Origin of the sequence: Catellatospora sichuanensis (genome assembly GCF_007483665.1) — a bacterium.
GTDB classification, from domain to species: Bacteria; Actinomycetota; Actinomycetes; order Mycobacteriales; family Micromonosporaceae; genus Catellatospora; species Catellatospora sichuanensis.
In genome coordinates, this window is the sequence record NZ_VIQO01000010.1 from 17,949 (window position 1) to 31,252 (window position 13,304).

General features: G+C 71.7%; 13 protein-coding genes. 11 read left to right on the forward strand and 2 right to left on the reverse strand.

Annotation, left to right across the window (positions count from 1 at the left end; translation table 11 throughout):
* The first annotated feature begins 106 nt into the window (after positions 1-106).
* From FLL47_RS20085 to FLL47_RS20105, 5 genes are all read left to right on the forward strand, one after another.
* Complete coding sequence (locus tag FLL47_RS20085) at positions 107-1,294, forward strand: substrate-binding domain-containing protein (protein ID WP_246158283.1); 1,188 nt, start codon at positions 107-109, stop codon at positions 1,292-1,294.
* A 96-nt stretch (positions 1,295-1,390) separates the two neighbouring features.
* Positions 1,391-2,134 carry an ABC transporter ATP-binding protein gene (locus FLL47_RS20090; RefSeq protein WP_144122357.1) on the forward strand — a complete coding sequence of 248 codons (744 nt, stop codon included), beginning with the start codon at positions 1,391-1,393 and terminating at the stop codon, positions 2,132-2,134.
* The gene (locus FLL47_RS20095) at positions 2,134-2,994 is read left to right on the forward strand and encodes an ABC transporter ATP-binding protein (RefSeq protein WP_144122088.1); all 861 of its coding nucleotides are present in this window, start codon (positions 2,134-2,136) and stop codon (positions 2,992-2,994) included. Before FLL47_RS20090 ends, FLL47_RS20095 begins: the two co-directional genes overlap by 1 nt.
* Positions 2,994-3,884: a branched-chain amino acid ABC transporter permease gene (locus FLL47_RS20100; protein WP_144122089.1), complete on the forward strand. Its 891-nt coding sequence runs from the start codon at positions 2,994-2,996 to the stop codon at positions 3,882-3,884. The genes FLL47_RS20095 and FLL47_RS20100 overlap by 1 nt, the downstream gene beginning before the upstream one ends.
* Complete coding sequence (locus FLL47_RS20105; protein ID WP_144122090.1) at positions 3,881-4,942, forward strand: branched-chain amino acid ABC transporter permease; 1,062 nt, start codon at positions 3,881-3,883, stop codon at positions 4,940-4,942. The genes FLL47_RS20100 and FLL47_RS20105 overlap by 4 nt, the downstream gene beginning before the upstream one ends.
* 175 nt (positions 4,943-5,117) lie before the next feature.
* Here the strand turns inward: FLL47_RS20105 and FLL47_RS20110 are convergent, their stop codons facing one another.
* The gene (locus FLL47_RS20110) at positions 5,118-6,107 is read right to left on the reverse strand and encodes a C40 family peptidase (protein ID WP_144122091.1); all 990 of its coding nucleotides are present in this window, start codon (positions 6,105-6,107) and stop codon (positions 5,118-5,120) included.
* Positions 6,108-6,218: 111 nt separating this feature from the next.
* Between FLL47_RS20110 and FLL47_RS20115 the strand changes: the two genes are divergently transcribed.
* The 5 genes from FLL47_RS20115 to ddaH all read left to right on the forward strand — a co-directional run bounded on the left by FLL47_RS20115 (position 6,219) and on the right by ddaH (position 11,168).
* Positions 6,219-6,521, forward strand: a complete 303-nt coding sequence (locus tag FLL47_RS20115) for a metal-sensitive transcriptional regulator (protein WP_144122092.1) — start codon at positions 6,219-6,221, stop codon at positions 6,519-6,521.
* Positions 6,522-6,538: 17 nt separating this feature from the next.
* Entirely contained in the window at positions 6,539-6,757 is a 219-nt protein-coding gene (locus tag FLL47_RS20120; RefSeq protein ID WP_144122093.1) for a heavy-metal-associated domain-containing protein, read from the forward strand.
* Complete coding sequence (locus FLL47_RS20125; RefSeq protein ID WP_246158284.1) at positions 6,750-7,736, forward strand: hypothetical protein; 987 nt, start codon at positions 6,750-6,752, stop codon at positions 7,734-7,736. The genes FLL47_RS20120 and FLL47_RS20125 overlap by 8 nt, the downstream gene beginning before the upstream one ends.
* A gap of 13 nt (positions 7,737-7,749) precedes the next feature.
* Positions 7,750-10,170, forward strand: a complete 2,421-nt coding sequence (locus tag FLL47_RS20130; protein ID WP_144122094.1) for a heavy metal translocating P-type ATPase — start codon at positions 7,750-7,752, stop codon at positions 10,168-10,170.
* A 152-nt stretch (positions 10,171-10,322) separates the two neighbouring features.
* Positions 10,323-11,168, forward strand: coding sequence for a dimethylargininase (gene ddaH, locus FLL47_RS20135; RefSeq protein ID WP_425457732.1), 846 nt, complete (start codon positions 10,323-10,325; stop codon positions 11,166-11,168).
* Positions 11,169-11,415: 247 nt separating this feature from the next.
* Here the strand turns inward: ddaH and FLL47_RS20140 are convergent, their stop codons facing one another.
* Positions 11,416-12,369 (reverse strand): HpcH/HpaI aldolase/citrate lyase family protein, encoded by a 954-nt coding sequence (locus FLL47_RS20140; protein ID WP_144122095.1) that lies wholly within the window; start codon positions 12,367-12,369, stop codon positions 11,416-11,418.
* Positions 12,370-12,441: 72 nt separating this feature from the next.
* Here FLL47_RS20140 and FLL47_RS20145 point away from each other — a divergent pair, with 72 nt between their 5' ends.
* Complete coding sequence (locus FLL47_RS20145; RefSeq protein WP_144122096.1) at positions 12,442-13,254, forward strand: SDR family NAD(P)-dependent oxidoreductase; 813 nt, start codon at positions 12,442-12,444, stop codon at positions 13,252-13,254.
* The last annotated feature ends 50 nt before the right edge of the window (positions 13,255-13,304 follow it).

The following is a 13,304-nucleotide window of genomic DNA, read 5'->3' on the forward strand; positions in this document are numbered from 1 at the left end:
GAAACACCGCATCAACAGAGCGGCCTCGCGGCATCAGCAGATCACTCAACGAGGAGATGCAGTGAGCGAGCGCAGCAGACTGCACAGTTTTGCAGATAATGCCGGTTTGTCCCGGCGGGTGTTCGTTGCCTCGACGGTCGCCGCCGCCCTGCTGGCCGCGGCCGGTTGCAGCAGCCCGCAGGAGGCCGCGCAGGGCACGGGCGGGGACGGGGCCCCGGTCAAGGTCGGCCTGGTCTACTCCCAGTCCGGCGCCCTGGCCAGCTACGGAAAGCAGTACATCGACGGCTTCAAGGCCGGTCTGGCCCAGGCCACCAACGGCACCAACAAGGTCAACGGCCGGACGGTCGAGCTGCTCGAGGCCGACGACGCCGGTGACCCGGCCAAGGCCGTGTCCGCGGCGAAGGACCTGATCGGCAAGGGCGTCAAGATCCTCGCCGGGTCGGCCTCCTCCGGCGTGGCGCTGCAGGTCGCGCCGGTCGCCGCGCAGGACAAGACGCTGTTCATCTCCGGCCCGGCCGCCACCGACGGCATCACCGGCGTGAACCGCTACACGTTCCGCTCCGGCCGCCAGTCGTACCAGGACGTGCTCGCCGCGAAGTCGTTCATCGGCGACGCCAAGGACAAGAAGGTCGTCGTCTTCGCCCAGGACAGCGCGTTCGGCAAGGCCAACGAGGCCGCGGTGACCGCGGTGATCGGCGGCGCGGGCGCGAAGGTCTCGGCGATCCTGGTCCCGGCCAGCGCGACCGACTTCACCCCGTTCGCCAGCCAGGTCAACACCGCCAAGCCGGACCTGCTCTTCGTGGCCTGGGCGGGCACCACCGCCACCGCCATGTGGGGCGCGCTGGACCAGCAGGGCGTGCTCAGCAGCACGACCGTGGTGACCGGCCTGGACCAGAAGGCGTCGTACCCGGTGTTCGGCGCGGCCGGCGAGAAGATCTCCTTCCTGTCGCACTACTTCGACGGCGCGACCGGCAACGACGCCGCCAAGGCGGCGGCCGCGAAGATCAGTGGCGGGCTCGACCTGTTCAGCCCGGACGGCTTCAACGCCGCACAGATGGTGGTACGGGCGATCACCGAGGGCGGCGACGACGTCGAGAAGATGGTCACCGCGCTGGAGGGCTGGAGCTTCGACGGGGTCAAGGGCAAGATGACCATCCGCAAGGAGGACCACGCCATGATCCAGCCGATGTTCCAGGTCAAGCTCGTGGGCTCCGGCCCGGCTGCCAAGCCGCAGCTGGTCAAGGAGCTGGCGCCGGAAGACGTCACCCCGCCCGCCGTTGCGATGAAGTCCTGACCTGTGGACCACCCCTCCCCGGGTATGACCGAGGCTCCGCCCGCGCCGCACCAGCGGCCCGGACGGGGCCTCGGCTCCCCAGAAGCCACCGCCGCCGTGCTGGCCACCGACACGCTGACCTGGCGTATCGGTGAGGTCGCCATCGTCGACGGCGTGTCCCTGCAGCTGCACGCCGGTGAGTTCCTCGGCGTGATCGGCCCGAACGGGGCCGGCAAGACCTCCCTGTTCAACCTCATCTCAGGCCTGCGCGCGGTCACCGCCGGCCGGGTGCTGCTGCACGGCGCGGACATCACCACGCTGGCCCCGCACCGCCGGGCGCAGCGCGGCCTGGGCCGCACCTTCCAGTCCTCATCGGTCTTCGGCAGCCTGTCGGTCCGCGAGAACGTGCGGCTGGCGGTGCAGGCGCACCGGGGCGGCTCGATGGCGCTGTGGCGGCGCGCGGCGGCGTACCGCGAGGTCGCGTCGCGGGCCGACGAGTGCCTGGCCACGGTCGGGCTCGGCGCACGCGGCGACGCGCTCGCGGGCACGCTGGCCCACGGTGAGAAGCGCAAGCTCGAGATCGCGCTGCTGCTGGCGGGCGAGCCGTCGGTGCTGCTGCTCGACGAGCCGATGGCCGGGGTGTCCGCGGAGGACGTGCCCGAGCTGGTCGAGGTGATCAGGGACCTGACCGCCCACAGCGGTCGCAGCGTGCTCATGGTGGAGCACCACATGGACGTGATCCTGGACCTGGCCGACCGCATCGCGGTGATGCACCACGGCGCGCTGCTGGCCTGCGACACCCCCGACGCGGTGATGGCCAACGCCACCGTGCAGGAGGCATACCTGGGGGAGGGCTTGTGATGGCAGAGCGAGCTGGTGAGCCCCACCACGATGGCACGGTGACGGCCGGCGAGCGCGTCGGCGAGACCGGCGCGACGAACCCGGACGGCGCTGTGGCAGCGGCCGAGCGGATCTCCGGGCCGCAGACGGCCGACGCCGGGACAGCGAGCCTGCTGCAGGTGGCGGACTTGTCGGTGCGCATCGCGGGGCTGCACATCCTGCAGGGCGTGTCGTTCGAGGTCGCAGCCTCCGGGGTGACCGTGCTGCTGGGTCGCAACGGCGTGGGCAAGTCGACCACGCTGCGTGCGATCCTGGGGCTGACCCCGCGCAACGGCACGGCGACCGGCTCGGTGCGCCTGGGCGGCGAGGAGATCCTCGGCCGGCCGACGCACGCGCTGGTCAAGGCCGGTCTGGGCTTCGTGCCCGAGGACCGGTGCGTATTCGGCGGGCTGACCGTCGCGGAGAACCTGCGGCTGGCCGAACGCACCGACTCGCCCGACTACGACCTGGTCTTCAGCCTCTTCCCGGAGCTGTCCAAGCGCGCGAAGCAGCGGGCGGGCTCGCTGTCCGGCGGACAGCAGCAGATGCTGTCGCTGGGCCGGGTGCTGCTCAACCACAACCGGCTGCTGCTGATCGACGAGCCGACCAAGGGCCTCGCGCCCAAGGTGGTCACGGAGGTGGCCGAGGCCCTCGAACGGGCCGCGCAGGCGGTGCCGGTGCTGCTGGTCGAGCAGAACCTCGCCGTCGTACGCAGGCTCGCCGGCGACGCCGTCGTCATCGCCGCGGGCCAGGTCGCCTGGACCGGGCCGGGCGAGCAACTGCTGGCCGACCCCGCGCTCACCAAGTCTCTGCTGGCCGTCAACGCTGCCGGGGGGCACTGATGTCGACGATCGTCCTGATGACCGTCACCGGGCTCGGCCTGGCGGCGCTGTACTTCCTCGTCGCGTCGGGCCTGTCGCTCGTGTTCGGGCTCGCCGACGTGCTCAACTTCGCGCACGGGCTGTTCCTTTCCGTCGGCGCGTACGCCACCTGGTGGGCCGCGGGCAACCTGCCCGGCGCGGGTCCCGACGGGTGGGGGTTCGTGCTCGCCGTGGCCTTCGGGGTGCTGGCCGGGACCGTGGTGGCCGCGCTGGTGGAGCTGGTCATGATCCGGCCGCTCTACTCGCGCACCATCGAGCAGGTGCTGGTCACCGTCGGCCTGTCGCTGGCCGGGGTGGCCGCGCTGCAGGCCGGCTTCGGGGCGGACCCGCGCCCGTTCCCGCGCCCGTCGTGGACCCAGCAGGTGGTCACCATGGCCGGGGCCCGGGTGCCGCTGGACCGGCTGCTGCTGATCGTCGCCGCGGTGGCGGTGCTCGGCGCGCTGCTGGCCTTCCTGCGCTGGACCCGGTACGGCCTGATCATCCGGGCGGGGGTGGAGAACCGGGAGATGGTGACCGCGCTCGGCATCGACGTGCGCAAGGCGTTCACCCTGGTCTTCGCCATCGGCGGGGCGGCCGCGGCGCTCGCGGGCGCGCTGTCCGGGGTGTACTTCGGCAGCGTCTCGCCGACCAGCGGCGCCTCGCTGCTGATCTTCGCGTTCATCGTGGTCGTGATCGGCGGTATGGGCTCGGTGCTCGGCTCGGCGGTCGCCGCCGTCGCGGTGGGCCTGCTGCAGCAGTTCGTCAACTACTACGGCACCTCGGGTGCCGGAGACATCTGCGTGGTCGCGCTGCTGGCCGTCGTGCTGCTGTGGCGTCCCGCGGGCCTGGCCGGAAAGGCGGCGACCGCATGACCACGACCCCGTCCGCGCTGTTCAAACGGTTCTGGCCGGTGGGCGCGTTCGTCGCGCTGGTACTCCTGCCGTACAGCGGGATCACCATCCCGGGGCTGTTCGACGGGCCGATCAACTCGCCCGGGGCGCTGCAGGTGCTGGCGCTGTGCCTGGTCTTCGGCGGGCTCGCGGCCGGCTACGACCTGCTGTTCGGGCGCACCGGCCTGCTGTCGTTCGGGCACGCGCTCTACTTCGCGCTCGGCGTGTACGGCACCGACATCCTCATCACGAAGTACGGCTACCCGCTGCCGCTGGCCGCGCTGCTGGCGGTGCTGTTCGCGACCACCGTCGCGACGGCCCTGGGCGCGGTCGCGCTGCGCGTGCACGGCATCGCCTTCTCCATGGTCACCCTGGCGTTCGGCCAGGTCGGCGCGATCCTGGTGGCCCGGGACCCGGGCGGCCTGACCGGCGGCGAGGAGGGCCTGTCGCTGGACGCCTCCGGGCTGCCCGGCGCGCTGGTCGGCGTCGTCAACACGGTCAACCTGTACTGGATCGCGCTGGCGTACCTCGGCCTGGTCGTGGTGGTGCTGCACCGGGTGGCGCAGTCGCCGACCGGGCGCGTCTTCGCCGGCCTGCGCGACGACGAGCGGCGCATCGGGGTGCTGGGGCTGGACCCGTACCGCTTCAAGCTGGTGTCCTTCACCCTGTCCAGCGCCCTCGCCGCGCTCGGCGGCGTGGTGTACCTGCTGCTGGCGGCGGGTGCGTCCCCGCACGTCGCGTCGTCGGACCTGACGCTGACCCTACTGGTGATGGTGGTGCTCGGCGGTCCGGGCACCCGGTTCGGCCCGGTGCTCGGCGGGGTGCTGTTCACCTACCTGGACCACCGGCTGACCGACTTCGGCGGGTCCGACGCGGTGGACGCGCTGCCCGGTGTGCTGGCCGGGCCGCTGTCCCAGCCGCTGTTCGTACTGGGCACGATCTTCATCCTGGCCGTCTACTTCTTCCCCGGCGGCCTGGCCGGCCTCGGCACCCGCCTGACCGCCCTCCGCCGCGCCGTCACCCCGCCCCCTCGCCCCTGAGCACTCACCCACAAGCACCAGGCACGACACACTTGCTCCCGCCCGGATACCGCCTTTCATAGACGGTGGCCCATCTCATCGAGTCCGATCCACGGATAGTCGATGTGATAGGCCACCGTCTATGAGGGGGCGGTGGGCGGCCGAGCGCCGATCGGTGCGGTGGGTCGGGCGCGGGTCAGTGGGTGGAGAGGACCACGCGGCCGAAGCTGTTGATGGGGAGCGAGTCGATGGGGTCGACGCGGACGCGCTCGCCGTACTGGGGGGCGTGGACCATCTTGTTGCCGCCCAGGTAGATGCCCACGTGGTGGACGTCGCGGTAGAAGAAGACCAGGTCACCGGGGACCAGTTGGCCGCGGGAGATGGTGCGGGCGCGCTGCTGCTGGCGGCCGGAGCTGTGCGGGAGTTGGATGCCGATCGTGCGGAACGTGGCGGCGACCAGGCCCGAGCAGTCGAAGCCGCCCGGGCCCTCGCCGGCCCACTTGTAGTCCTTGCCGATCTGCGCCATCGCGAACTTCAGGACCTTCTCGCTCGCGCCGGCCAGCCGCGGCACGGCCGGTTTCGCCCGATCATCGGCGCGGGCCAGCCGCCCGGTGGGTCCGTACGCCTTGACCCGCAGCTTCTTGAGATCCGCGATCGCGGACTCGATCGTGGTGCGCTGGCGGCTGAGCTGCTTCTGCTGGTTCTTCTGCTGCTCGAGCAGGGCGTCCAGGGTGCGCTGGGCGGTGGCGTAGCGCTCCGAGGTGAGTGCCAGCTCGTCGATCTCGCGTTGCTGGTGCTGGGTGTACGACTTCATGAGCAGCAGCCGGTCGACGATGTCGCGGGTGGTGCCCGCGTCGAGCAGCAGCGACAGCGACATGGACCGGCTGGACCGGTAACCGGCGGCCGCGAGCCGCCCGACGGCGCCCCGGCGCTGCGTGATCTTCTCCTTCAACGGTTCTATCTGGCGCTGCAGGACCCCGGTCTGCGCGGCCGTCGTCTTGAGGTCGTCGCGCAGCTCGTGGTATTTCTCCACGACCACCTCGAGCTGGTCGGACTTGGCGCGGATCTGGCGGTCGAGCTCGGCGCTCGACGGTTCGGCGTGCGCGGCGCCCGACATGAGCACGGTCGACGCGATCAGCGTCGCGCCTGCCCATAACACGAGGCGCCGCGTGGCGGAGTTCGACACGTGGTCTATAACGACAAAAGTGCATGATCGGTGCAGCCGGGGTCAGGTCGACGTGTCGAGTGACACCCGGCGCGTCTTGGCGCCGGTACCCCCAGGGGGTATGGTGAGATCGTGGAGAGCAGCGAGAAGGCCCCGGTCAGTTACGCCCACGACGACGACAAGCAGGCGCTGCTGGCGCGGCTGAAGCGGGTCGAGGGGCAGGTGCGCGGGCTGCAGCGGATGGTCGAGCAGGACACGTACTGTGTCGACGTCCTCACGCAGATCTCGGCCGCCACCCGGGCCCTCCAGGCCGTCGCGCTCGGGCTGCTGGAGGGTCATCTCAACCACTGCGTGGTGGACGCTGCCCGGCAGGGCGACCCCGCCGCCAAAGTCAAGGAAGCCACCGAGGCGATCGCTCGCCTGGTCCGGTCATAGGTCGTAGGGAGACCGCGATGTCCGTTCGGACGACATACCAGATCACCGGCATGACCTGCGGGCACTGCGCCAGCGCGGTGACCCGGGAGCTCACCGCGCTGCCCGGCGTGAAGGAGGTCGAGATCGACCTCGCCGCGGGCAACGCCGCAGTCGTCAGCGATTCCGTGCTGCCGCTCGACGAGGTGCGCAACGCGGTCGACGAGGCGGGTTACCAGCTGGCCGGCGTCGATGCCTGAGCAGCAGACGACGCAGGCCGAGCCGCAGGTGCCCGCGCAGTCCGGGACCTTCCGCGCGCAGGCGGCGGGTCGTTCCGGTGACGCCGCGGGCACCAAGCTCGGCATGTTCGTGGGCGGGCTGATCGTGGCGCTGGTCGTCGGCTTCACCCTCGGCAAGGTGCTCGGCCCGGCGGAGAGCCCCACCCAGGGGGCGACCACCGGGGCTCCGGCGGCCTCGCCGGACGCCATGGGCATGGGCGGCGCACACGCGCACGCCCCCGGGGCCAGCGCCGGCTCCGAGGTCGGCGGCCTTGCCGTGAGCAGTGGCGGCTACACGCTGGTCCCGGCGGCGACGGTGTTCGCCGCGCCGGGCCCGCAGCAGCTCAAGTTCGCGATCAACGGCGCCGACGGCAAGGCGGTCGTGAACTTCGCGGTGATGCACGACAAGCCGCTTCACCTCGTCGTGGTGCGCCGGGACATGACCGGCTACCAGCACCTGCACCCGACCATGGCCGCCGACGGCACCTGGACCGTGCAGGCCGACCTGGCCGCACCCGGCCTGTGGCGGGCGTACGCCGACTTCACCGCGATCAGCGCGGGCGGCACCCAGACCGCGATCGCGCTCGGCACCGACCTCACCGTGGCCGGTGACTACCGCCCGCAGCCGCTGCCCGCGGCGGCCCGCGCGGCCTCGGCCGACGGGCTGACCGTCGGCTACGAGGGCACCCCGGTGATCGGGGCCAGCCAGCCGATGCTGTTCACCGTGAAGCAGGGCGGCGCGACCGCCGCGCTGGAGCCCTACCTCGGCTCCTTCGGCCACCTGGTGGTGCTGCGCGAGCTGGACCTGGCCTACGTGCACGTGCACCCGGAGCCCGCGCTGGTCAACGGCGGCGTGAAGTTCTGGCTGGCCGCGCCGAGCCCGGGACGCTACCGGATGTTCTTCGACCACCAGGTGGGCGGCAAGGTGCGCACCGCGCAGTTCACGCTCGAAGTGAAGTAGGGGGGACGGGGTCATGGACCTGCGGCAGGCGAACGTCATCGAGCTGGACATCGGCGGGATGACCTGCGCCACCTGCGCCGGCCGGGTGGAGAAGAAGCTGAACCGGGTGGACGGCGTGACCGCCACCGTCAACTTCGCCACCGAGACCGCGCACGTGACCTACCCGGAGACGGTCTCCGTCGACGACCTGATCAAGGTCGTCGAGGCCACCGGGTACACGGCCGCCGTGCCGCAGGCCGTTCCCGCCGCCGCCGAGGCAGTCCGGCCCGCTCTGGACCCACTAGGCCAGCGGCTGCTGGTCAGCGCCCTGCTGACGGTGCCCGTGGTGCTGCTCAGCATGATCCCGGCGCTGCAGTTCACCAACTGGCAGTGGCTGGCGTTCACGCTGGCCACCCCGGTCGCGGTGTGGGGGGCGTGGCCGTTCCACCGGGCCGCGGCGGTCAACGCGCGCCACGGTGCGGCCACCATGGACACGCTGATCAGCCTCGGCGTGCTGGTGTCGTACGGCTGGAGCGCCTGGGCCCTGTTCTTCGGCGGCGCGGGCATGCCCGGCATGACCATGTCGCTGAGCTGGCTGGCCGCCCGGGGCGACGACCCGGGTATGCACCTCTACCTGGAGGTGACCACCACGCTGACCACGTTCCTGCTGGCCGGGCGGTGGTTCGAGCACCGGGCCAAACGCCGCGCGGGCTCCGCCCTGCGGGCGCTGCTGGACCTGGGCGCGAAGGACGCGGTGCTGCTGCGCAACGGCGTCGAGCAGCGGGTCCCGGTGGACCGGCTGGCGGTCGGCGACCTGTTCGTGGTGCGTCCCGGCGAGAAGATCGCCACCGACGGCGTGATCGTCGAGGGCAGCAGCGCGGTGGACACCGCCCTGCTCACCGGCGAGAGCATGCCGGTCGAGGTCGGCGTCGGCGACGCGGTCGTCGGCGCGACCGTGAACGCGGGCGGTCGGCTGGTGGTGCGGGCGACCCGGATCGGCGCGGACACCCAGCTCGCGCAGATGGCGAAGCTGGTCACCGAGGCCCAATCGGGCAAGGCTCCCGTGCAGCGGCTGGCCGACCGGATCTCCAGCGTGTTCGTGCCCGTAGTGATCGCGCTGGCGGTCGGCACGTTCGCGTTCTGGACGGCGTACGACGGTGGGGTCACCTCGGCCGCGGTCACCGCTGCGGTGGCGGTGCTGATCGTGGCCTGCCCGTGCGCGTTGGGCCTGGCCACACCGACCGCGCTGTTGGTGGGCACCGGCCGCGGCGCCCAGCTCGGCATCCTGATCAAGGGCCCCGAGGTGCTCGAATCCACCCGCCGGGTCGACACGATCGTGCTCGACAAGACGGGCACGGTCACCACCGGCGTGATGACGCTGGTAGGCGCGCTCCCGGCTGCCGGGGTGCAGGAGCAGGACCTGCTGCGGTACGCCGCCGCGGTGGAGCACGCGTCCGAACACCCGATCGCGCGGGCCGTGGTGAACGGGGCGGCCGCGCGCGGGATCGCCCCCGGCGCGGTGCACGACTTCCAGTCCCTGCCGGGCCTGGGCGCGCAGGGCGTCGTCGACGGTCGTAAGGTGCTGGTCGGCCGCGCGTCGCTGCTCGCCGAGCAGGGCGTGACACTCGTGGCCGTACCCGCCGCGACCGCCGTGGCGACCGCGACAGACGCGACCGCCGCGACAGACGCGACCGCCGCGACAGACGCGACCGCCGCGACAGACGCGACCGACGTGGCTGCCGCGACCGACGTGGCTGCCGCGACCGGCGTGGCTGCCGCGACCGGCGTGGCTGCCGCGACAGGGGCGACCAGCGTGATCCGGCAAGCCGGCGGGGAGCCGACGGGCGAGGTCTTGGCCGACGAAGCGCGGACCGCGGTGGCGGTCGCGCTCGACGGCGAGTTCGCCGGGTGGCTGCTGGTGGCGGACACGGTCAAGCCCGGTTCGGCCGCCGCGGTGGCGGAGTTCAAGCGGCTCGGGCTGCGTCCGGTGCTGCTGACCGGTGACGCCGAGGCCCCGGCGCGGGCGGTGGCGGCGGAGGTCGGCATCACGGAGGTCGTCGCCGGGGTGCTCCCGGCGGGCAAGGTCGACGCGGTACGCCGGCTGCAGGAGCAGGGGCACACGGTGGCGATGGTCGGCGACGGGGTCAACGACGCGGCCGCGCTGGCCGCCGCCGACCTCGGCCTGGCCATGGGCACCGGCACCGACGCGGCGATCGAGGCCGCCGATCTCACCCTGGTCCGCGGGGACCTGACCGTCGCGGCGGACGCGATCCGCCTGTCGCGTGCGACCCTGCGGACGATCAAGGGCAACCTGTTCTGGGCGTTCGCGTACAACGTGGCGGCGCTGCCGCTGGCCGCGGCGGGTCTCGTCACGCCCGTGCTGGCGGCCGCCGCGATGGCGCTGAGCAGCATCTTCGTCGTGACGAATTCGCTCCGCCTGTTCCGTTTCCGGTGATCCGTCACGGTGCGTCGTCGCCGATCCGTAAATGAACCTGCCCTCTCACGCAACAGACCGCCGCTGGATGGCACGAAGACGCAACAGACCAGCGCAAGGACGCAATCCTTCCCGCTACTGAGCGGCGGCTCAGGTGCGTAACCTTGCTGATCGTGACAGAGCGTGACTTGATCCCCACCGCCCGGCGGCCCCGTCCGCGTACCTACCTGATGTGCGCCCCGGAGCACTTCGTGGTGGAGTACGCCATCAACCCGTGGATGGACACCACCGCGCCGGTGGACACCGCGCTGGCCGTCAAGCAGTGGGACGTGCTGCGGCAGACGATGGCCGACCTCGGCCACACGGTGCACGTGCTCACCCCGCAGGCAGGCCTGCCGGACATGGTCTTCGCGGCCAACGGCGGCTTCGTGGTCGACGGCGTCGCCTACGGGGCGAAGTTCCGCTACCCGCAGCGCGCCGACGAGGCGGTCGCGCACCGGGCCTTCTACGAGTCCCGTGACGAGTACGCCTTCGTCGCGCCGGCTCAGATCAACGAGGGTGAGGGCGACTTCGCCTACCTGCCCGACGCCCACGGCGGCATCGCGCTCGCCGGGTACGGCTTCCGCACCGAGCCGGCCGCGCACGCCGAGGCCGCCGAGGCCCTGGGCCGCCCGGTGATCTCGCTCAAGCTGGTCGACCCGCGCTTCTACCACCTCGACGTCGCGCTGACCGTGCTCGACGACGAGAACATCGCCTACTACCCGGGCGCGTTCTCGGCGGCCTCGCAGAAGGTCATCGCGCAGCTGTTCCCGAACGCCGTGATCGCCGACGAGGCCGACGCGCTGGCGTTCGCGCTGAATCTGGTCAGCGACGGCCGCAACGTCGTGATCAACACCGAGTCGACCGCATTCGCGGACAAGCTCACCGCGGCCGGCTACCACCCGGTCCTGGTGGACCTCGCCGAGCTGAAGAAGGGCGGCGGCAGCGTCAAGTGCTGCATCGCCGAACTGCGCGACTGACCGCGTACCCCCTTGATCGAAAAAGTCGGCCGGGACCACATGGTCCCGGCCGACTTTGCTCTGCACCCAAAAGCTTGCTCTGCACCCATCGGCGCAACACCTCAGGTGCCGGCGTTGCGTGGCACAGCCAGGCGCCGCACCGCACCCTCGGGTGTTGCGCCCGCGGGTGCAGAGCAAGCGAATGGGTGCAGAGCAAAGTCGCCGGCGACCTGTCCACCCGCCGCGCTGGCGGGCGGCCAGGCGCGGGTCAGGCCGGGGGCGTGAACGAGGTGGTGCGGGACATGCCGGCGGCGCGGCCCTTGGCGGAGATGACCAGGGCCATCTTGCGGGAGGCCTCGTCGATCATCTCGTCGCCGAGCATCACCGCGCCGAGTCGGCCGCCCTGCTCCGAGGTGTAGTAGTCGTACGCGTCGAGGATCAGTTCGGCGTGGTCGTAGTCGGACTGGGCCGGTGAGTAGACCTCGTTGGCGGCGTCGATCTGGCCGGGGTGCAGCACCCACTTGCCGTCGAAGCCGAGCGCGGCCGAGCGCCGGGCCACCTCGGTGAACCCGTCCACGTCCTTGATCTGCAGGTACGGCCCGTCGATGGCCTGCTTGTCGTGCATGCGGGCGGCCATCAGGATGCGCATCAGGATGTAGTGGTACGGGTCGCCCGGGTAGCCGGGGATCAGCGAGCCCACGACCAGCGACTTCATGTTGATCGAGGCCATGAAGTCGGCGGGGCCGAAGATGATGGTCTCCACGCGGGGCGACGCGGCCGCGATGGCGTCCACGTTGACCAGTCCGGCCGCGTTCTCGATCTGGGCCTCGATGCCGATCGCGCCGACCGGCAGGCCGAGCGACTTCTCCAGCTGGGTCAGCGTCAGGTCGAGCCACTCCACGTGCGACGCGCTCTGCACCTTGGGCAGCATGATCGCGTCCAGGTTCGCGCCCGCGCCTTCGACGATCTCGATGACGTCGGTGTACGTCCACGGCGTGGTCAGGTCGTTCACCCGTACGACGCGGGTCTTGCCGGCCCAGTCGCCCTCGTTGAGCGCGGCCACGATGTTCTTGCGGGCCTCAGGCTTGGCCAGCGGTGCCACCGCGTCCTCCAGGTCGAGGAAGACCTGGTCGGCCGGCAGGCCCTGGGCCTTGCCGAGCATCTTGACGCTGGAACCCGGCACGGCCAGACAAGACCTGCGGGAACGCCCGAGAGCGGCCATCGATACTCCTTAGGGAGCGTTCAGTAGTTGACGCCACGGTAACCTCACTCCCGTCGAGAGGAGAACGGGACTGTGGAAGATCTCACGCGCCACGCGGTGATCACCGGTGCCACGTCCGGCATCGGGCAGGCGGCCGCTGTCGCACTGGTGCGACAGGGCTGGCAGGTCACCCTGGTCGGGCGCGATCCGGGGCGGCTGGACACGGCCCTCGGTGCGGTCCGGACCGCCGCGGCGGGCCCCGAGCCGGTCGGTCTGCTGGCCGACTTCGCGCAGCTGTCGCAGGTCCGCGACCTCGCCGCCAAGCTGGCCGGGCAGCGCGTCGACGTGCTGGCCAACAACGCTGGACTGGTCGCCCGCCGGCGGGTCACCACCGTGGACGGTCACGAGCTGACCATCCAGACCAACCACCTGGCCCCGTTCCTGCTGGCACACCTGCTGCGCGACCAGCTGGCGCCGGGTGCCCGCATCGTGAACACGGCGTCGATGGCGCACTCGTTCGGCACGCTCGATCCGGACAACCTGGACCGGCGCGGTGGCGTCTACAGCGCCTGGCTGGCGTACGGCGGCTCGAAGCGGGCCAACATCCTGTTCGCGGCGGAGGCCGCCCGGCGCTGGCCGGACCTGCTCAGCTTCTCGTTCCATCCCGGCGTGGTGCGCACCCGCTTCGGCACGCCCGCCGCCCGGCTCTTCTACAAGATCGGTCCCGGCATCGCCACCCCGGAGCAGGGCGCGGATCAGCTGGTCTGGCTGGCCACCGAGGACCCGGTCCACCTCCAGAACGGCGCGTACTACGTGCTGCGCAAGCCGACCCGCCCGCACCCCAGCGCCCGCGACCCGCGGTTCGCCGCCCGCCTGTGGGAGGCGAGCGAGGCCGCCGTCGGCTGACACGGCCGGAGCCGGTGGCGGTCCGCGCGGCAGCGGTTCCGCTTCGGGCG